This window comes from Cognatishimia activa (assembly GCF_017798205.1).
GTDB classification, from domain to species: Bacteria; Pseudomonadota; Alphaproteobacteria; order Rhodobacterales; family Rhodobacteraceae; genus Cognatishimia; species Cognatishimia activa_A.
In genome coordinates this window covers 203,205-222,768 of the sequence record NZ_CP060010.1, presented here as the reverse complement: position 1 = coordinate 222,768, position 19,564 = coordinate 203,205, and the positions used below count along the sequence as shown (strand labels likewise).

16 protein-coding genes and 2 tRNA genes are annotated in these 19,564 nt (G+C 57.1%); 9 read left to right on the top strand and 9 right to left on the bottom strand.

Annotation, left to right across the window (positions count from 1 at the left end; all coding sequences use genetic code 11):
- Positions 1-36 precede the first annotated feature (36 nt).
- Together HZ995_RS01055 and HZ995_RS01050 are read left to right on the top strand one after the other, a co-directional pair.
- Positions 37-771 (top strand): lysophospholipid acyltransferase family protein, encoded by a 735-nt coding sequence (locus HZ995_RS01055; RefSeq protein ID WP_209356853.1) that lies wholly within the window; start codon positions 37-39, stop codon positions 769-771.
- Positions 772-852: 81 nt separating this feature from the next.
- The gene (locus tag HZ995_RS01050; RefSeq protein WP_209356852.1) at positions 853-2,589 is read left to right on the top strand and encodes a DUF4153 domain-containing protein; all 1,737 of its coding nucleotides are present in this window, start codon (positions 853-855) and stop codon (positions 2,587-2,589) included.
- A gap of 6 nt (positions 2,590-2,595) precedes the next feature.
- Here HZ995_RS01050 and HZ995_RS01045 read toward each other — a convergent pair.
- From HZ995_RS01045 to HZ995_RS01020, 6 genes are all read right to left on the bottom strand, one after another.
- A tRNA-Glu gene (locus HZ995_RS01045) sits at positions 2,596-2,670 on the bottom strand.
- Between the two features lie 36 nt (positions 2,671-2,706).
- Positions 2,707-2,781, bottom strand: a tRNA-Glu gene (locus HZ995_RS01040).
- A gap of 206 nt (positions 2,782-2,987) precedes the next feature.
- Positions 2,988-4,736 carry a single-stranded-DNA-specific exonuclease RecJ gene (recJ, locus tag HZ995_RS01035; protein ID WP_209356851.1) on the bottom strand — a complete coding sequence of 583 codons (1,749 nt, stop codon included), beginning with the start codon at positions 4,734-4,736 and terminating at the stop codon, positions 2,988-2,990.
- Positions 4,733-5,296 carry a cysteine hydrolase family protein gene (locus HZ995_RS01030; protein WP_209356850.1) on the bottom strand — a complete coding sequence of 188 codons (564 nt, stop codon included), beginning with the start codon at positions 5,294-5,296 and terminating at the stop codon, positions 4,733-4,735. Before HZ995_RS01030 ends, recJ begins: the two co-directional genes overlap by 4 nt.
- A gap of 2 nt (positions 5,297-5,298) precedes the next feature.
- The gene (gene glpX / locus HZ995_RS01025; RefSeq protein WP_209356849.1) at positions 5,299-6,264 is read right to left on the bottom strand and encodes a class II fructose-bisphosphatase; all 966 of its coding nucleotides are present in this window, start codon (positions 6,262-6,264) and stop codon (positions 5,299-5,301) included.
- Between the two features lie 71 nt (positions 6,265-6,335).
- A complete protein-coding gene (locus HZ995_RS01020) occupies positions 6,336-7,625 on the bottom strand; it encodes a homoserine dehydrogenase (RefSeq protein WP_209356848.1) in 1,290 nt (429 codons plus the stop codon).
- Positions 7,626-7,765: 140 nt separating this feature from the next.
- Here HZ995_RS01020 and HZ995_RS01015 point away from each other — a divergent pair, with 140 nt between their 5' ends.
- A complete protein-coding gene (locus tag HZ995_RS01015; protein WP_209356847.1) occupies positions 7,766-8,359 on the top strand; it encodes a TetR/AcrR family transcriptional regulator in 594 nt (197 codons plus the stop codon).
- Between the two features lie 33 nt (positions 8,360-8,392).
- On the opposite strand, the gene HZ995_RS01010 is transcribed toward HZ995_RS01015, so the two are convergent.
- The gene (locus tag HZ995_RS01010; RefSeq protein ID WP_209356846.1) at positions 8,393-9,304 is read right to left on the bottom strand and encodes a pirin family protein; all 912 of its coding nucleotides are present in this window, start codon (positions 9,302-9,304) and stop codon (positions 8,393-8,395) included.
- Between the two features lie 675 nt (positions 9,305-9,979).
- Positions 9,980-11,371 carry an aminotransferase class V-fold PLP-dependent enzyme gene (locus tag HZ995_RS01005; RefSeq protein ID WP_245168699.1) on the bottom strand — a complete coding sequence of 464 codons (1,392 nt, stop codon included), beginning with the start codon at positions 11,369-11,371 and terminating at the stop codon, positions 9,980-9,982.
- A gap of 119 nt (positions 11,372-11,490) precedes the next feature.
- Here HZ995_RS01005 and HZ995_RS01000 point away from each other — a divergent pair, with 119 nt between their 5' ends.
- The 5 genes from HZ995_RS01000 to arsJ all read left to right on the top strand — a co-directional run bounded on the left by HZ995_RS01000 (position 11,491) and on the right by arsJ (position 16,251).
- Positions 11,491-11,955: an Lrp/AsnC family transcriptional regulator gene (locus HZ995_RS01000; RefSeq protein WP_209356845.1), complete on the top strand. Its 465-nt coding sequence runs from the start codon at positions 11,491-11,493 to the stop codon at positions 11,953-11,955.
- Positions 11,956-12,025: 70 nt separating this feature from the next.
- A complete protein-coding gene (locus HZ995_RS00995; protein WP_209356844.1) occupies positions 12,026-12,883 on the top strand; it encodes a helix-turn-helix domain-containing protein in 858 nt (285 codons plus the stop codon).
- Positions 12,876-13,934, top strand: a complete 1,059-nt coding sequence (gene arsB / locus HZ995_RS00990) for an ACR3 family arsenite efflux transporter (RefSeq protein WP_209356843.1) — start codon at positions 12,876-12,878, stop codon at positions 13,932-13,934. The genes HZ995_RS00995 and arsB overlap by 8 nt, the downstream gene beginning before the upstream one ends.
- A 22-nt stretch (positions 13,935-13,956) precedes the next feature.
- Positions 13,957-14,955: an ArsJ-associated glyceraldehyde-3-phosphate dehydrogenase gene (locus HZ995_RS00985; RefSeq protein WP_209356842.1), complete on the top strand. Its 999-nt coding sequence runs from the start codon at positions 13,957-13,959 to the stop codon at positions 14,953-14,955.
- A gap of 66 nt (positions 14,956-15,021) precedes the next feature.
- Entirely contained in the window at positions 15,022-16,251 is a 1,230-nt protein-coding gene (gene arsJ, locus HZ995_RS00980) for an organoarsenical effux MFS transporter ArsJ (protein WP_209356841.1), read from the top strand.
- A gap of 5 nt (positions 16,252-16,256) precedes the next feature.
- Here the strand turns inward: arsJ and HZ995_RS00975 are convergent, their stop codons facing one another.
- Entirely contained in the window at positions 16,257-16,703 is a 447-nt protein-coding gene (locus HZ995_RS00975; RefSeq protein ID WP_209356840.1) for a BLUF domain-containing protein, read from the bottom strand.
- A gap of 202 nt (positions 16,704-16,905) precedes the next feature.
- Between HZ995_RS00975 and lepA the strand changes: the two genes are divergently transcribed.
- Complete coding sequence (gene lepA, locus HZ995_RS00970; RefSeq protein ID WP_209356839.1) at positions 16,906-18,708, top strand: translation elongation factor 4; 1,803 nt, start codon at positions 16,906-16,908, stop codon at positions 18,706-18,708.
- Positions 18,709-19,564: the final 856 nt, after the last annotated feature.

Here is a 19,564-nt window from a genome sequence, read left to right as displayed (position 1 = left end):
CTGCGGCGCGCTGTGCCGGAACTCAGGGGGATCTAGATGAAAGCGATTGTGCAAACGATCCGTGGTGGCATCGCGTCAGCTTTATGGCTGATGGGCGCGCCGTTCATCACCACTTGGGCCGCGTTTACGACGCAAACACGCGACAGCGCTTGCGCTCTGGTCGGCGCCCATTTTCGCCGTTTCCTGCGGCGTTGCCGGATCGAAGTGAAGATCGACGGAACACCTCCGCCCGAAGGCACCGGGGCTATTGTCTGTTACAACGAGAGCTCCTTTGCGGATGTGGCCGCTTTTGGGATGATTATGTGGGACTACGTCGACAGGGTCGCCGCCGCCGATCTTTATGCATTCTTGCCCTTTGGACGCAGGCTTGCACGCAAGGCCCAGATCGAGATGGTGCCGCGCGGGAACCGCAATGGCACAGATGAGTTGATCGAGCGCATTGTTGGCAAGGTTCAAGGTGGCGAGCGCATGGCCTGGGGCGGAGAAGGTCATCTGGTGGGTATTGACGGTGTTGGCCATTTCAAACGCGGCGCCTGCATTGTCGCCATACGCGCGCAGGTGCCCATCGTGCCAGTGACATATTATGGTGGCCACAAGGCGATGCCCTTTCCCACAGTGCGGGCGCGTCCGGGCACGATCCATGTACGTTTCGGGACGCCGATTTCGACCGTTGGTCTGACAGAGGACGACGCACGTGATCTGGCCGACAAGGTGCAGGCAATTGTGTCCCAGACCTACGAAGAGATGCGCCACGAGGCCGGCGACGCCTGACCCCCTCTGGTTTGCCCTGCTTGCACGGCACGCGGCCTTAAGGCAGGTTTCACACTAGTGCTGTGTGAAAAGGGCGTTGTTATGTCTGAGATCTCGAACGAAAACCTGACGCGGATCGGCATGGCCTGTGTCGGTGCCTTGGCGGGGCTCTCGATTTGGGTGCTGATGGATGTCTTGCCCAAAAGCATTGAAAATCAGTGGCTTTTGCTCTGGATGGGCAGCGTCATTTTTGGCTTTTTTACACCGCTTCTGGGCCTCGTTGGGCCGTTAAAACCCCGCGAAGCGCTGAGTGTGGCGGCTGTGTTGGGCCTGAGTGCGGCGGCCTTGTTTTATTGGGCCAGCTTGCGGGTGACGGAGGTCGACGATGTCTTTGAGATCGGTTTTGACCCCGCTGCGTTCTGTGTCTTGATCTTTATAGGGGCACCCTTTGGCGCGGCGGTGATGCGGGGTCGCGTGTTTGACTATGCCTATCTGTTTGATACGGCTTGGGGCATCGTTGTGCGCTATTTGGCGGCCTGGGTCTTTGTCGGCTTGTTCTGGGCCGCACTTTTTTTGTCCCATGCGTTGCTTGAGATCGTTGGCATAACACTTATCTGGGATCTGGTCGAAGAAGACGTCGTGCCCTTTGCCCTTACAGGCTTGGTTCTTGGCCTTGCATTGGCAGTTGCAAATGAACTGCGTGCCTATGTCTCGCCCTATCTTTTGCTGCGCCTGTTGCGGCTTTTGATGCCACCCTTGGTTCTGGTGGTCGGAGTGTTCATTCTTGCGTTGCCGTTCCGCGGATTGTCGGGCCTGTTTGGAGAGTTCTCGGCGGCCGGTACCCTGATGGCCGTCGCCATTGCCGGGGCGTCCCTGATCGCCGCCGCGGTAGATAGCACAGACGAAGAGGCCGTGGGCTCTCGGATCATGCGTTTGGCGACCAAGGCCTTCGCGGGGATGTTGCCGATATTGGGCGTTTTGGCGGTTTGGGCTGTGGTGATCCGGGTTGCGGACTATGGCTGGACCCCTGTGCGACTCGCGGCCTTTATCGCGGCGGTTTTTGTGCTGGCTTATGGGGTGCTCTATGGGTTCGCTCTGTTGCGCAGCGACTGGATGGCGCGGATCAGGCAGGCGAATGTCTATCATGCCTTGGCGGTTCTGCTTGTGGCGGCCCTTTGGTTGTCCCCTGTGCTTGATGCGAGCCGGATTTCGGCAAATTCTCAGGTAAAACGTTTGGTGACAGGTGTTTCGACGGTCGAGAACCTTCCCGCATGGGAAATCGTCAACGAATGGGGCCGGGCAGGGCAGCGCGCTTTGGAACGTTTGAAGGCTTTGGATGAGACGGCGTATCCGGGTCTTGGGGATGTTCTGCTGCGCGCAGAGAATGACAGCAAATGGGAATTCAACCGGTCTGAATCCGGTCCAACGCGCCTGTCTATGGCTACTGAGGCTTTAGAGAAAGCGATCCTCTATCCAGAAGGCGCATCGCTGACACCTAGCGCGCTGGCCGGTCTGCGTCGGATACCGCTGGAGCGTTTGGTCGAGAGCTGTGGGGTAGGACCCTGTGTGCTGATCCTTGGCGAGATGGGTGAGGGGCGCCAGATCGTCAGTTTTATTCCCCAATTTGAGGGCGGCGCAGATGTGGCGCTCTATGGCGAGAATGACGGGGTGTATTTCTATGATCAGTATCTCACGCAGGTGGATCAAGCCACACTGGAGAAAGTGGCCGCGGGCGAATTTCGGATCGCACCGTCGAGTCTGAAGTCGATTTGGATAGGCGAGATGGAAATTGGCGCAGGACGGCTGGGACGCCAGTTCATTGTGCAACCGCTGAAGTAGGTGAAATGGCAGCCCGTAGGGGAATCGAACCCCTCTTTCCAGGTTGAAAACCTGGCGTCCTAACCGATAGACGAACGGGCCATGCGCAAGGTTGAAACGATGCGACTTTGCTTCGACTGGCAGCCCGTAGGGGAATCGAACCCCTCTTTCCAGGTTGAAAACCTGGCGTCCTAACCGATAGACGAACGGGCCGTGCCGAAGCGTAGGCGGTATTTATGCAAAGGCATTGGGTCGCGCAAGCGGAAAGTTGCGGCGAATGTCGGAAAAATCATCTCGCGCGGAAAGGGGCGCTGCCCCTCGGTCCCTGAGCTGCGCCCAGCGACCTCACCCCGGGATATTTGCGGCAAGCGAAAGTGGCCTTTTCTCTTGCGTTAAATATCCCCGCCGGAGGCTCTGACCTAGCCCGCAGGCGCTGCGTCTTCGAGGCGGAGCTGCACGGTTTGGCGGCCGCCCCAGGTGTTGATGTCCAAGCGTCCTGCAAGGTGGAACCGCGCCCCTTTGTGGTTTTCAAGCGCAGGGCCTAGGTCGGTGTCGAAGGCTCCGAAACAGATGGCTTCGAGGCGGGCATTGAGCCCGTCGCCGAAGGTCACCTTGAGGTGGCTGTCGCCGATGCGTTTGGCAAACCGGATTTCCACATCGGGAAAGGCAAAGCGCGGGGCGGGAGCAGAGGCGCCAAACGGGCCTGCGGTTTCGAGCTGATTCACCAGATCGATGGAGGCGGCTCCTGGCATGAGCATGCCGTCGAGTTTGAGGTCTGAGGGGCCAATGCGGTCGGCACCCTGCTGGGCGAGCAATTCTGACAGGCGTTCCATGGCGGGTTCGAGTTTGTCACGCTCGACCGTAAGGCCTGCTGCCATCTTGTGGCCACCGCCTTTGACCAAGAGCCCTTCGGAAGCAAGCCGCTGAATAGATGCCCCAAGGTCGATGCCGCTGACGGATCTGCCAGAGCCTTTGCCGATGCCGTCTTCATCGAACCCAATGACGATGGCGGGGCGGTTGGTGGCTTCTTTCAGGCGACTTGCGACGATGCCGACCACGCCGGGGTGCCAGTTTTCACCCGCTGCCCAGACAAGCGGGGCGTCGAGGCCACGCTCTTCGGCTTGCGCCATGGCTGCGGCGCGGACAGAGGCTTCGATGTCACGCCGTTCGGTATTCAGCTGATCGAGCCGTTCTGCCATGGCTTTGGCTTCGTGCATGTCAGGCGTGGATAAAAGTCGTGCGCCAAGGTCCGCCTTGCCAATACGCCCGCCAGCATTGACGCGCGGGCCAAGCAGGAAGCCGAGGTGGTAGCTATTTGGGGCTGTGTCCATGCGGCTGATATCTGAGAGCGCGACGATGCCGGGGCGGTCTCGTCGGGCCATGACTTTGAGACCTTGGCGCACGAGGGCCCGGTTCACACCAATCAGAGGCGCGACGTCGGCGACCGTGGCCAGAGCGACGAGGTCGAGCATGGCCATGAGGTCTGGACCTTGCGTGCCGTCTTCGCGCAACTGGCGGTTCACTTCGACCAGCATCAGGAACACGACGGCTGCGGCGCAAAGGTGGGCGAGGTCTCCGGTTTCGTCTTGGCGGTTTGGGTTCACGACGGCGTGGCAGTCGGGCAGGGTCTCGCCGCCCAAGTGGTGATCCAGAACCACGACATCGGCGGCTGTGGCGGCGGCGATTGGGTCGTGGCTGAGCGTGCCGCAGTCCACGCAGACGATCAGATCGTGCTGGCTGGCAAGTTGTGCCATGGCCTCTTCGTTGGGGCCATAGCCTTCGTCGATACGGTCGGGCACATAAAGCGTCGCGTCGCGGTTCATGGCGCGCAGCCATGTCAGCAAAAGCGCCGCCGAGCTGCCGCCGTCCACGTCGTAGTCGGCAAAGATCGCGATCTTTTCGCCGGACTTGGCCGCTTTCAGGAACCGCGTGGCGGCCTTTTCCATATCTTTAAGGCCGCGTGGATCTGGGAGCAGGTCTCTGAGCGCTGGGGCAAGGAAGCTCTCGGCCTCTTGCGCCCCGATCCCCCGGCGCGCGAGCAACTGGCAGACGGCGCGTGGGAGGGTGGTGGATTGCTCCAAGGCTTCTGCCGCGCGGTCGATGTCGATGCTAGGGCCAACCCAGCGGCGGCCTGTTAGCGAACTTTCGACGCCCAGGAAAGCAGTCATGTGGGATCCGCCAGAATGTCTGATGTGGATCGCGCAGTGACGAATTCTCCGTGCAGGTGGGATACTGCGGAGTCGTGGATTTGTTGGGGTGTCGGCTCAGACGCGTCATCAGACCAGTTCGCGTTTGCGTTCGCCTCAAAAGCGGCGCAGGCGTCATGGGCGAGGGTGACGTTGAAACCAAGGTTCGCGGCCATACGCGAAGTTGTCGAAACACAATGCGGTGTTGTTAGGCCACAGATCACAAGATCCGTCACGCCTTCTGCGCGCAGATGCGCTTCAAGGTCGGTGCCAATGAAGGCCGAGTTCACAGATTTCTCAAAGACAGGCTCTCTGCCTTTGGGCGTCACCTGCGGAATAAACTCGGTTCCGCCCGTTTCTGGACCCAGAGGGCTGCCGGGCTCGACACTGACATGGCGCACGTGACAGACGGCCATAGCTTTCGAGCGCCAAGCCTCTAGTAGCTTGGCCGCGTTGTCTTCGGCCTCAGGATTGTTGCGCGCGCCCCAGATGGGGGATTTGAACCCCATCTGAATGTCGATCAGAACCAGCGCCGTCGTCATGCTTACTCGGTCGGCGAGCGGTATGTCATGCGACGCACAGAACCAGATTTGGAACGCATCAGAAGTGTTGTGGTCTCCAGCCAGCCCGGTGTGCGTTTGATCGCAGGCAGGAGGGAACCACCGGTCACGCCGGTTGCGGCAAAGATCACGTCTGCAGTGACCATATCGTCACGTGCATAGACGCGGTCCAGATCCGCAATGCCCGCTTTGTGCGCGCGGCCGCGCTCGTCGTCGTTGCGGAACAAGAGGCGACCATAGATTTGACCGCCCATGCATTTCAGAGCCGCCGCGGCCAGAACGCCCTCTGGCGCGCCGCCTTCGCCCATATACATGTCGATGCCGGTGGTTTCAGATTCGGCGCAGTGCATAACACCAGCCACGTCGCCATCAGTGATCAGGCGGATTGAAGCACCGGTTGCGCGAACTTCTTCGATCATCGCCTCATGGCGTGGACGCTCGAGGATACAGACAGTGATGTCTTTGGGCAGGCAGCCTTTCGCAGTGGCCAGCGCAGACACGCGGGTCGCCGGCGACATGTCCAGCGTGACGATGCCTTCAGGATAGCCCGGGCCGATGGCCAGCTTATCCATGTAAACGTCAGGCGCGTGCAGCATAGAGCCGCGCGGACCCATCGCGATCACAGTCAGCGCGTTGGGCATGTCTTTGGCGGTCAGCGTGGTGCCTTCAAGTGGGTCCAGTGCGATGTCAACGCCCGGGCCGTTGCCGGTGCCCACTTCTTCGCCAATATACAGCATTGGGGCTTCGTCACGCTCGCCTTCGCCGATCACAACGACGCCTGCGATGTCCAGAAGGTTCAGCTGTTCGCGCATCGCGTTCACAGCAGCTTGGTCAGCGGCTTTTTCGTCGCCGCGTCCGATAAGGGATGCTGAGGCCAGAGCGGCTTGTTCTGCGACACGGGCCAGGCCCAGGGAAAGCATACGATCGTGGAATTCAGGCTGGGTGCTCATAAGGCGTCCTCGTTTAGGGTCTTGGCTCTGGTTTAAGGGTGTATCAATCGCGAGACAAGGAAGGGTTTAAATCAAACGGTCTCAATACGCAGGGCAACCGGCTCGCTTTCGAGCACATTGGTTTGCCGCATGAGGGCAATGGCATCGTGGACTGCAGAACCTTGGGTCTTGTGGGTCACGATCAAAACCGGTGCGCGGTCGCTGCCTTCGTGTTGACGCTGACGCACGCGATCAATGGAAACGCCGCATTCGCCCAGAGCGCTTGCGATCTTGGCCAGAGCGCCCGGGCGATCCAGGATGTCCATGCGCAGATAGTAGGGCGCCGGGGAATTAGAGGTCGCCGGAGTTGGCTCGGCCAGTTCGTTTGCTGGGATGCCAAAGGTCGGATAACGGAACCCGCGAGCCACATCGCAGATGTCGCCGACAACGGCACTAGCAGTCGGGCCTTCGCCTGCGCCGGGCCCGCGGAGCACGACTTGCTCAACCGCATCGCCTTCGATGACCACCATATTGGTGCCACCTTTGAGCTGCCCCAAGGGGCTTTCTTCGGGAACAAGGCAGGGGGTCATGCGTTGCTCTAGGCCACGGCCCGTCAGTTGCGCGACGCCTAGGAGTTTGATTTTAAAGCCCATATCGGCGGCGAGCTTGATGTCTTCGATGGAAATGCGCTGGATGCCCTCAAGCTCCATCTTGTCAAAGCTGACCTGAGTGCCGAAGGCGATAGAGGCCAGCAAAGCCAGCTTGTGACCGGCATCAATGCCGCCCACGTCCAGATTTGGATCGGCTTCCAGATATCCAAGTGCGTCGGCCTCGGCGAAGACCTCGTCATAGGGCAGGCCCGCGTCCTGCATCCGTGTCAGGATATAGTTGCAGGTGCCGTTCATCACGCCCATGACGCGGGTGATATCATTGCCTGCAAGCCCCTCGGTGAGGGCTTTGATCACAGGAATGCCGCCCGCAACCGCCGCCTCATAGCGGACGACGCAGCCTTTTTCCTCAGCTGCTGCCGCAATGGCCTGACCGTGATGTGCGAGCAGCGCTTTGTTTGCCGTTACAACGTCTTTGCCCGCCGCAATCGCAGCCTCGATCGAGGCTTTCGCAGGGCCGTTGTCGCCGCCCATCAGTTCGACAAAAACATCCACGTCATCCCGCTGCGCCAAAGCCACGGGATCTGTTTCCCAAGCATATTGCTCTAGATTCACGCCGCGATCTTTGTCTTTGGATCGTGCAGAGACCGCCGTGATCACCACCGGACGCCCCGTGCGCTGCGCCAACAAGTTCGCCTTTTGACGGATGATCTTGACGACACCGACGCCAACCGTGCCAAGCCCTGCAATTCCAAGGCGCAAAGGGGTGGTCATGATTGGCTCCTGTCGACGTTTAATTCGTGCCCCCTGTACCCTGTTCCTTTGGCCGCTGCAATCAGCTAGAGGCTTTTGACAGCCCGGCTGTGGCTCGGTAGAAATAAGAACGATTGTTCAATTCCTGATAGGAGCCTCTTTTGGCGCGTACTTCTGGTTCTCATGCCAAGATCACAGGGCCTAAAATCCAAGAGGCCGCACAAAGGCTGTTTGCGCGTCACGGCTATGCGGCGGTCTCCATGCGCCAGATCGCGACGGAGGTCGGGGTACAGGTGGGGGCGCTCTATAATTATACGCCGGATAAGCAGACTTTGCTGGTGGGGCTGATGACCTCGCATTTGGAAGAGTTGCTGGCCGCTTGGGGGCAAGAGGGCGCGCGCGGAGCGGCTGCTGCGCGGCTTGAGCAATTCACCCGCTTTCACATCCGGTTTCACAAAGAGCGGCCCGATGCGGTCTTTATTGCCTATATGGAGCTACGCAACCTCACGCCTGAGAATTTCGAGACGGTCGAGGTTTTGCGTCGACGGTATGAAGGCGCTTTGCAAGAGATCCTGCAGGCGGGCGTGGCCGAGGGCGATTTTGCCATCGCTGACACAAAAGTCGCGGCCATGGGCATCATCGCCATGCTGACAGGCCTTAATACGTGGTTCCGCGAAGACGGACGCCTGAGTTTCACCGAGGTTCAGGACCTGTATTGGGGCATGGTGCGCAATTCGGTCGGCTTGGCGGGGTAGGGTGGCCCGAGGAAGATCCCCGAGCCGCTTTGTCTAGTGCGCAGGCTTGATGAACGTCCCATTGCGCAGTTCTGAGAAGGCCTTTTGCAGCTCTTCCTGCGTGTTCATCACAATAGGACCGTGCCATGCGACGGGTTCTTGGATCGGTGCGCCGGAAATCAGCAGAAAGCGGATGCCTTCTTCGCCGGCCTGAACCGTGACTTCATCGCCTGTACCAAAACGGATCAACGTACGGTTGCCCGACATATCGCGAATATTGACCTCTTCGCCTGCGACTTCCTTTTCAAGCAGCACGCCCGTGGGCGCACTTGCATCGGAAAACACGCCAGCGCCCTCAAAGACATAGGCAAAGGCACGGCGATAGGTGTCGACGGGGAAGGTTTTCTTCGCGCCGGGTGGGACGTAAATGTCCAGATACTGCGGATCAGCGGCAATGCCATCAACGGGACCGGTTTTGCCCCAGAAAGAGCCGACAACAACTTTCACCCGTGTGCCGTCGTCCTCAAAGATCTCGGGGATCTCTTTGGCTTCGACGTCCTGATAGCGCGGCGCGGTCATTTTCAGGTCAGAGGGCAGGTTGGCCCAAAGCTGAAAGCCATGCATCTGACCCTGCGCGTTGCCCTGCGGCATTTCCTGATGGAGGATGCCAGAGCCCGCGGTCATCCATTGGATGTCGCCCGCGCCGAGGCTGCCCGTATTGCCCAAACTGTCCGCGTGATCGACGGTGCCAGATAGGACGTAGGTGATTGTCTCAATCCCCCTATGCGGGTGCCAGGGGAAGCCGCGCATGAAATCTTGGGGACGGTCGTTGCGGAAATCGTCAAACAGCAGGAAAGGGTCCAGTTCGGATGGATCCTGAAAGCCGAAGGCGCGATGCAAATGCACACCAGCGCCTTCCATCGTGGGGACGGCCTGACGGGTTTCTAAAGTAGGTCTAAGTGACATGAGCACTCTCCTTTCCCGCCAAAAGGTAGGGCGGGGCGTCAGGGCTGCCAATGGGGGGATATGTGCTTGGGTGAACGAGACTTGTGCAAAACCTTCGAGGGCAAGGCTTGGCGTGCCCAGAAATCGTTGGGGTCCTAGACAGGTTTTGGCGGTTATTTTCGGTGTCCCCGTGGGCGAATGGACGGGTTTTCGAACGCCTAAGGGCGAGTTTTGGCGTCACCTTTACAGTGTAAAAATATAGAAAAGCGCAAATATTTTGGCGGTGTACTCGAATTTTATCCTTAGGGAATATCAAATATCGAACATTTTAGGGTTCCGAGTGAAACTATCAAACGAATTTTGGGTGTGGGTTTAGCGTGAGGGAGTGGAGTTTGTTCACAGAGTATTCGGCCTAAGTCAAATTAGTTTTCTGGTTATTTAACAATAGCTTATGTCCGGTATCTGAGGCTCGTGTTGTCGGCGGATTTAAATTTCTCCACAGACTTATACAGGGGGGAGCACGGACTCTGGTGTGACTGTAGGGTATGATAGGGAAATTAAACGGTCGTATAGTTTCGCAAGAATAGTCAAGAATTAATCCACAAGTGGATAACTCTATTCTTGTATATAATTCAGGGTGATAAGGGGTAAAGCGGAACCACATGTCCCGCTTTATCCCAAGTTATTAACAGAGTTTTACGCAGCCGCAACAGGCGTTTTGGCGTTGTAGGCGGAAATCAGCGCGGGAATTGCCGCCAAAATGTAGAGCACCGTCGCCTCATCCATCAGATAGCTTAGGTTCAACCGCACAAAGCCAGGTTTGCCGGTGTAATCTCCGGCCAGAAGATCTGCGCGCAAGTTGGCAGAGGTTTCATCGTCGATATCGAGCAATTGATGGACGTAGGGTCCTGCGCAAGAACACCCACCTCGCGCCTGAATCCCGTAGTGATCGGACAGCGCGCGGGTGAAGTCTTTGTAGTCGATCCGCTGCCCATCGTTGTCCAGCGGGACGAAGGAAAAGATCGGCAGTCGTGATGTGTGGTCCGGTGCCAAAAGGCGCAGATTTGGGTGGTTTGACCATGCGTCGAAAGCCCGCGAGCTCAATTCCAGGTTGCGTTTGGCAATATTGCCCTCTCCGATCACGTCCTTCACAATCATCGCGAGGGCTGCACGGATGTCGCCAATGACATTCGGCGTGCCCCCTTCTTCGCGCTGCTCAAGGCGCGCGACATAGTCATGCGTGGTTTCGTTCACAAAAACGACGGTGCCACCGCCTGGACGAGAGGGCGCTTGGGTCATCACAGCGTCGCGCCGAATGATCAGAACGCCAGAAGCCCCCGGTCCGCCGATGAACTTGTGGGGGCTACAGACAATCGCGTCGATGTCAACGCCACCAGGCGACATCGAGATCGGCAGATAGGGGCCTCCGCCCGCATAATCCCAGACCACTTTGCCGCCAAATTCCTTGATGGCGCGGCTGACGGGCGCTGGGTTGGTGCAAACGCCAGTGACATTGGAGGCGGCGGAAAAGGCCCCGATGATTTGCGACTCCTTGGGAATGCTCCGCAGCGTGGCCCTAAGGTGGGAGATGTCTACGCCGCCTCCGTGGGATTCTTTGATCTCGATGACAGGCGCACTGCTCTCGCGCCATGGCAGGAGGTTAGAGTGGTGCTCGTAGGGGCCGACCAAGATGACGGAAGGCGTGTTTTTTACATCGAATAGGTGCACGAGCTGGTTCAGGCCCGTTGTCGCGCCGGAGCCGCCAAAGATCACAGCATGATCGGTCGGGTTCGCGTGGCATTTCGTGGCGACCATGGCGCGGGCCTCTTCGCGCATGCGGGTCATGGTCGCGCCGCAGTGGCTCTGTTCTGTGTGAGAGTTGGCGTAGAAGGGCAGGACCTCGGCCATCACAAACTCTTCAACCTGCCGCAGGGCGCGACCTGAGGCGACGTAATCCGCATAGATCAGCGGTTTGCGCCCCATGGGTGTGTCGATTTCGAGGCCTTTGCCGATCTCGCCTGCTGCGATGGCTTTGATGGGGTCCTGTCCGGACCGGAGCTCGTGTTCAAATCTTTCAAGAATTTTCATTTTGTCGCTCATGTGATCGAAGGTTTTCGTGTCTGAGCAAAAGTTAATTGAAAAAAGATCAATAAAAGTTATCAAAATAACTAGACATGACGATGATCTTGTGTCACTTGATAGAGAAAATGGAAAAAACAGACGAAATTGATCGCCGCATACTGAATGTGATCCAGGTGGACGCTGCTTTGTCGCAGCGCGATATCGCTGACCGGGTTGGGTTGTCTCAGAATGCGCTATGGCGACGGTTAAAACGTCTGGATGAGGCAGGTTTCATACAGGGCGCCCGGACGCGCTTGAACGCATCGCAGCTGGGGCTGGATCTGACGGTCTTTGTCATGGTCCGTACGAGAAACCATTCGGTCGAGTGGGCAGAGGGATTCCGCAAACATGTGGCGCGGATCCCCGAGGTTCAGGAATTGCATCGTATCGGTGGAGACTGGGATTATATGCTCAAGGTCGTGACACGCGGCATGTCGGGCTATGATGCGGTCTATCGGCGGATCACCACGGGGATCGAGCTGGATACGGTCACTGGGTTGTTTTCCATGGAGGCGATGCTCGAGGATCGGCCTCTGAACGTCTTTGGGTGACGTAAAACTTTTACAAAACTTTCATCGAACTGTGCAGATCGACTCGGGTCATATCAATAATTCCTGATGTATGGATAAGACCGAAGCGATTGCTGCATTCGCGGCCCTAAGCCAGTCCGCCCGTCTGGATGCGTTTCGCCTGCTTGTGCAGGCGGGAGACGAGGGAATGTTGGCTGGGGACATCGCAAGGGCGGTAGATGTGCGTCAAAACACGATGTCTACGAACCTGTCTGTTCTCTTGCGCGCGGGTTTGATTGCCAATCACCGTCAAGGCCGAACGGTGCGCTATGTCGCTGATATGGAAGGTTTAAAGGGTCTCTTGGGTTTTCTGTTGCAGGATTGTTGCGGCGGGCAAGTCGAGCAATGTGCGCCGGTGATCGACAGCCTGACGAATGGGTGCGATGCGCAAAGAGCGAGTGCCCAAAAGACCTATAATGTCCTGTTCCTGTGCCACGCCAATTCCGCCCGCTCATTGATGGCCGAGGCGATCCTGCAGCGTGAAGGGAAGGGGCGATTTCGGGCCTTTTCAGCGGGCTCTTCTCCGGCGCCTCATGCTAATCCCAATACATTGGCGTTGCTTGCAAGAAACAATTTTGACGTGGGCGCTTTCAAGCCCAAAAGCTGGGATGTCTTTTCGACCAAGGACGCGCCCAAGATGGATTTCGTCATCACCGTCTGTGACAAAGCAGCGGGCGAGCCCTGTCCGACTTGGCCCGGCCAGCCCGTGACCGCCCATTGGGGTGTTCACGATCCGGCAGCCTTTGAAGGCAACGAGGCTCATACGGCGGTGATCTTCAATAAAACCTATGCGCAATTGCGCAGCCGTATTTCGGGCTTTGCCAATCTGCCGATTGACTCTTTAGACCAATTGGCTCTGAAACGGCAGATGGATGCAATTGGTGGAATAACGGCGGATCTAGATGACTAATACGACTGTTTCAGATCAAGCAGCTGCGGGTCTTGGGACCTTTGAACGGCTTTTGTCCCTTTGGGTGGCTTTGGCCATTGTTGCGGGCTTGGCGATGGGCAGCCTCTTTCCCGGTTTGTTCGAAGTCCTGGCCGGGCTTGAAGTGGCCTCGGTGAACCTGCCGGTCGCGATTTTGATCTGGGCGATGGTCTATCCTATGATGGTGGGCGTGGATTTCGGAGCGCTGCGCCAGATTGGAGAGCGGCCGAAAGGATTGGTCATCACTCTGGTGGTCAACTGGCTCATCAAGCCGTTCACCATGGCGGCTTTGGGCGTGCTGTTCTTTGAAGTGGTTTTCGCAGGGCTCATCGATCCGCAGGATGCGCAGCAATATATTGCTGGCGTTATCATTTTGGGTGCAGCGCCTTGCACGGCGATGGTCTTTGTCTGGTCAAACCTCACCCGCGGGGATGAGACCTATACGCTGGTGCAAGTCAGCGTGAATGACGTTGTCATGGTCTTTGCTTTCGCACCGATTGTCGCGTTCCTGTTGGGGGTAAGTGACATTACGGTGCCGTGGGAGACGCTTATTCTTTCGGTTGTGCTCTATGTGGCATTGCCTTTGGTCGTGGGGTTGATCACACGCAACCGCTTGATGAGGCAGGGCGGAGAGGGTGCTGTCGCGGTCTTCAAGGACAAATGCCGACCTCTGTCGATCATTGGGCTTTTGATGACGGTTGTTTTGCTCTTTGGTTTTCAAGGGCAAGTCATTCTGGACCGCCCTCTGGTGATCGTGTTGATCGCGGTGCCTTTGCTGATCCAGAGTTATGGGATCTTTTTCGTGGCCTATGGCGCGGCGCGCCTTTGGAAGGTGCCGTTTAATGTGGCCGCTCCCTGCGCGTTGATCGGAACCTCTAACTTCTTTGAGCTTGCTGTGGCCGTCGCCATCAGCCTCTTTGGCCTTGGCTCCGGCGCGGCCTTGGCCACGGTCGTCGGAGTGCTGGTCGAAGTGCCCGTCATGCTGTCGCTTGTTGCTTTTGCCAATCGTACGCGCGGTTGGTTTCCGAATTGATCTCTTCTAAAGGTCTGAAGTCATGACAAAAATCGCAATCAATGGTCTGGGGCGCATGGGCAAGCTGGTGCTGCGTCGGCTGTTTGACATGGGCCTCGGTGCGCAGATCGCCTTTATCAATGATCCCTTTGGCGACATCTCGACCCATGCGTTGCTGATTGAGTTCGACACCGTGCACGGGCGCTGGCAGGGTGATGTTTCTTTCGACGACAGCAGCATCACGATCCGAGGGCATAAGATCCCGTTTTGCCGGGAAAAGGACCCGGCCGACCTGCCGCTTGAGGGCGTTGATCTGGTCGTTGAATGTTCTGGAAAATTCAAGACGTCAGAGGCCTTGCAGCCCTATTTCGACGCCGGCGTGAAAAAGACAGTCATCTCGGCACCGGTCAAAATCGAAGAGGCTGCGAACATCGTCTATGGCGTCAATCACGAGATCTATGACGATCAGCGCATCGTCACCGCAGCAAGCTGCACGACAAACTGTATCGCGCCGGTTGTGAAGGTGATGCTGGAAAACTTCGGCATCGAGCAAGCGTCATTCACCACGATCCACGATGTCACGAATACGCAGACGATTGTCGATAAGCCCCACAAAGATCCGCGTCGTGCGCGGTCTGCGCTGAACTCGCTGATCCCGACGACCACAGGTTCAGCTAAAGCCATTATTCAGATCTATCCAGAGCTGGACGGGCGCATCAACGGCCACGCGGTCCGGGTGCCTCTGCTGAACGCATCGCTGACAGATATCGTGTTTGACGTGTCCAGAGATGTCACTGCCCAAGAGATTAACGAGGCCATGGAGACCGCGAGCAAAGGCGCTCTGCAAGGTATTCTAGGGTTTGAGCACCGCCCGCTGGTGAGCTGTGATTTCACCGATGACGACCGTTCGACCATCGTGGATGCGCCGTCGACCATGGTGGTGAACAAGCGCCAAGTGAAGATCTATGCGTGGTATGACAATGAATGGGGTTACGTCTGCCGCCTGGCTGACATCGCTAAAATGGTCGCCGAAAGCCTCTAGGGGCCGGAAATTTGAAAATTTCCGACGTCGCATTCTTTGCAAGAATGCGTGTCGCGAGAGGGTAAAATGAGTCAGAATACGGGTCTCGCTGCCTATATCACTGTGACCGCCGCCTATTGGGCCTTCATGCTCACGGACGGTGCTTTGCGGATGTTGGTGCTCTTGCACTTCCACACGCTGGGGTTCTCTCCGGTGCAATTGGCCTATCTTTTTCTTCTTTATGAATTCATGGGCATGGTCACCAATTTATCGGCCGGATGGATTGCCGCCAGATTTGGGCTGACGCTGACGCTCTACTTAGGGCTTGGTATTCAAGTCATGGCGCTTGTGGCGCTGTCACAACTTGATCCCGCCTGGAGCATCGCGCTCTCGGTTGTTTTTGTGATGTGTGTTCAAGGGCTGTCGGGCGTGGCGAAAGACCTGTCTAAAATGTCCGCGAAATCAGCGGTCAAAGTCCTTGCCCCCAAAGAAGGCGGAGGCCTCTTTCGATGGGTCGCTGTGCTGACGGGATCTAAGAATGCAGTGAAAGGCTTTGGGTTCCTTTTGGGCGCGGGTCTTTTGGCCGTTGCTGGGTTTCAGACGGCTGTTTGGGCCATGGCTGCTGTCTTGGCCGTTATTCTCGTTGGGACATTTCTTTTCATGCCAACAGGCCTGCCGCAGGGCAAAAAATCGGCAAAGTTCAGTCAGGTCTTTTCCAGTGATCCCAACATCAACCGCCTAAGCCTGGCGCGTATGTTTCTGTTTGGAGCGCGCGACGTGTGGTTCGTGGTGGGCATCCCAATTTACTTCTATTCTGTGCTGTCGGACGGAACCGTTGCCGGAAATCGCACCGCCTTCTTTACCATCGGCACATTTATGGCGGTCTGGATCATCCTCTATGGTTTGGTGCAAGGCTTGGCGCCGGCGATCTTGAAGGCCAAGCACAAAACAACGCCTGAAATCGTGACTGCGGCGATCACCTGGGTTGGCTTGCTGACGCTGATCCCGCTGGCAATATCTGTAGCAGTCTGGGTGGACTTCTCGGGGTTGGTGTATTTTGTGGTCACAGGCCTTTTGCTGTTTGGCTTTGTCTTTGCGGTCAATAGCTCGGTCCACAGCTATTTGATCCTCGCCTTCACCAGCGAAGAGCGCGTTACTATGGATGTTGGGTTTTACTACATGTCGAACGCGGCAGGTCGCTTGATCGGGACACTTCTATCGGGGGTTAGCTACCAAATCGGTGGCCTGCCACTATGCCTATTCACAGCGGCACTTATGGCATTGGCGTCCACACTGGCCGCCATGCGGCTCAAATGATCTGGTTAAGTCGGCGTTTTAATATCGTCCGTGAAAGCTTGTGCGAAACTGCGACACGCCAAATCCTCAAAGGCGTAATCGAGTTCTGGAGTTTCGAAGATTTTGTGAATCTCCAGGATCTGGTTCGGCCCGCGATCCCCAAATTTCCCACCACCCTCAAAGGCAAAAAACCATTTCCGGAACCTACGCCTTTCGACGATCGTGTCTGAGACGATCGAAAGGTTATAGTGCCAGTGCGACTGCTCCATTCGCACGAGGGATTTCGTGATCTCATTTGGATCACCCTCTCGAATGTGGCAGAAGCTGCGTCTGTGGTACATTGATAGTCCGGTCAGCGAATTGGCCGTCGAATTTCGGGATGCCATATCAAACAATTCGAGCAGATCTTCGCGCTCCAAGTCGTTTGCGGCGGTTGAAAAAAATACAATGCGTCTGATGCCTTGCTTTTCCATGCACAATGACCTCAATAAAATCGATTGCTATATCGTACGAAGTATTCAATCCGCCCTTTTTGCGTGCGTCAATATAATTTTTTCAACTTTAAATTGATTTTAACCATTTGGTCAGCGATCTAACGACAAAGAAATCTACGACACCTCTGCCGTATCTCTTCGCCCATTGACCAAGCCGAAATTCCGCTCCATATGGCTTGCCATGACAAAGCTCTCGAAAATCCGCAATTTCTCGATCGTTGCCCATATCGACCACGGGAAATCCACGCTCGCTGACCGGCTGATCCAATCCACCAATACGGTGGCGGATCGGGATATGAAGGAACAGTTGTTGGACTCGATGGATATCGAGCGCGAACGCGGCATTACGATCAAAGCCAACACGGTGCGGATCGACTATAAAGCCAATGACGGAGAGGATTATGTCCTCAACCTGATCGACACCCCCGGCCACGTCGATTTTGCTTATGAAGTCAGCCGTTCCATGCGCGCAGTTGAGGGCTCTTTGCTGGTTGTGGACGCCTCCCAAGGGGTCGAGGCACAGACGCTCGCGAACGTCTATACCGCGATTGAGGCCGACCACGAGATCGTGCCGGTTCTGAACAAAGTCGACCTTCCAGCCGCAGAACCTGAGCGCGTGGCCGAGCAGATCGAAGACGTCATTGGCATCGACGCAACCGACGCCTGCCTGATTTCCGCGAAAACCGGTCTGGGTATCGAGGATGTCCTCGAAGCCATTGTCACCCGCCTGCCAGCGCCTCTGGAGGGCGACGAGAATGCGCCTCTGAAAGCCATGCTGGTGGACAGCTGGTATGACGCCTACCTCGGCGTGATCGTCCTTGTGCGCATCATCGACGGCACCCTGAAAAAGGGTCAGCGCGTCAAATTCATGTCTAACAACACGCTGCACCACGTGGACCGCGTCGGCGTCTTCCGCCCCGAGATGGAGCAAGTTGATCAGCTAGGCCCGGGCGAACTCGGCTTTTTGACCGCATCGATCAAGCAGGTCCGCGACACGCGTGTGGGTGACACGATCACCAATGACCGGAACGGCGTAGAAACCCCGCTGGAAGGCTTTAAACCCGCACAGCCTGTTGTGTTCTGTGGTCTCTTCCCTGTGGACTCTGCTGAGTTCGAAGATCTGCGCGACGCGATCGACAAGCTCGCGCTGAACGATGCGTCTTTCTCATACGAAATGGAAACCTCTGCGGCGCTAGGCTTTGGCTTCCGCTGCGGCTTCCTCGGTCTTCTGCACCTCGAAGTCATCCGCGACCGGATCGAGCGGGAATATAACATCGAACTCATCACGACCGCGCCCTCGGTGATCTATCACGTCTATATGAAGGACGGCGAAATGATCGAGATGCACAACCCCGCCGACATGCCCGACATGTCCAAGGTCGACCACCTTGAAGAACCGCGCATCAAGGCAACCATCCTTGTGCCTGATGACTACCTCGGCGACGTGCTGAAACTTTGTCAGGACCGCCGTGGCATTCAAGAAGACCTCACCTACGCGGGCTCCCGCGCCATGGTGGTCTATGACCTGCCATTGAATGAGGTGGTCTTTGACTTTTATGACCGTCTGAAATCGGTGACCAAGGGCTATGCGTCCTTTGACTATCAAATGACCGGCTACCGCGAGGACAACCTCGTGAAGATGTCGGTTCTAGTGAATGACGAGCCTGTGGATGCGCTCTCGACCATGGTCCACCGCGACCGCGCCGAGACGCGGGGCAGGGCGATGTGTGAAAAGCTCAAGGACCTGATCCCACGCCACATGTTCAAGATCCCGATCCAGGCGGCCATCGGGGGCAAGGTCATCGCGCGTGAGACGCTGTCTGCGCTGCGTAAAGACGTGACTGCGAAGTGTTACGGCGGCGATGCGACCCGGAAGAAGAAACTGCTCGAAAAGCAGAAAGCCGGTAAGAAGAAGATGCGTCAGTTCGGGAAAGTGGATATCCCGCAGGAAGCGTTTATTTCTGCGTTGAAGATGGACAGCTAGAGCCCATGCTCTGCATGGGCAGCGCCCGACCCGCCCCCCGTCAAACCAAAGGTTTGCCTCCGGCAAAACGGGCGGGCGCTTTGCACCCACCCCTCGGGCCGGGTGCTGGAGCAGATTGAAAACGCAGCTGTGCCACAGGCCATGAAAACTATGCTGCGGTCGCAAAATCCGCCTTTCCTTAGCCCTCAAACCATGTTCAAACACCGCCAAATCCGCCGCTCTGATTCCCCGTGATTCTCCGGCAAACCCCGCGTGACCCACCAGAACCACGCCGGACTTTACGAAAATCACCCGCGAAACCACCCCTTCGCGCGATTTTCACCTTCAATCCCCCAAGCCAGCCGAGACGCTCAGGAAATCCGAGTTATCCACAGGAAATCCACAAGCGAACTCAAAGACTTACCCCCAAGAAATTAGCATAAAACAAAACATTTCCCTTGCCGGATCGCCGATCCAAATGCCAACGTTAATCCAACGCAAGGGATCGCAAGATCCGGAGCGGGACGCGAAAGTCTCTTAAGGGGGACGCGGGGCGAGGGAGGCAACGACCTTAAACCACGGAACGCTTGGGACGCTGGCCGAAACAGAGATGGGATCTTAGGGTGCCAAGGATGGGAAGGCGGTGGAATGGCAGTCGCGGGCTGGTTGGAGGCTTCGGCCAAAGATCGGCTGGGGGGATGAGCCCTTGGTATGTGCCGCAAGGTGTGTATCGCGTGCGGATCGTCAGATCGGTATCGCTGGGTTTTCCCGCAGCGCTGACCTGCAAAGGTTAGGGCGAAACGGATGAACGGGCTTTGTTCAGAGATCCTCGTGGGTTGAGGGCGAAGTCAGGACATTCATGGAAGGCGTCAGGATT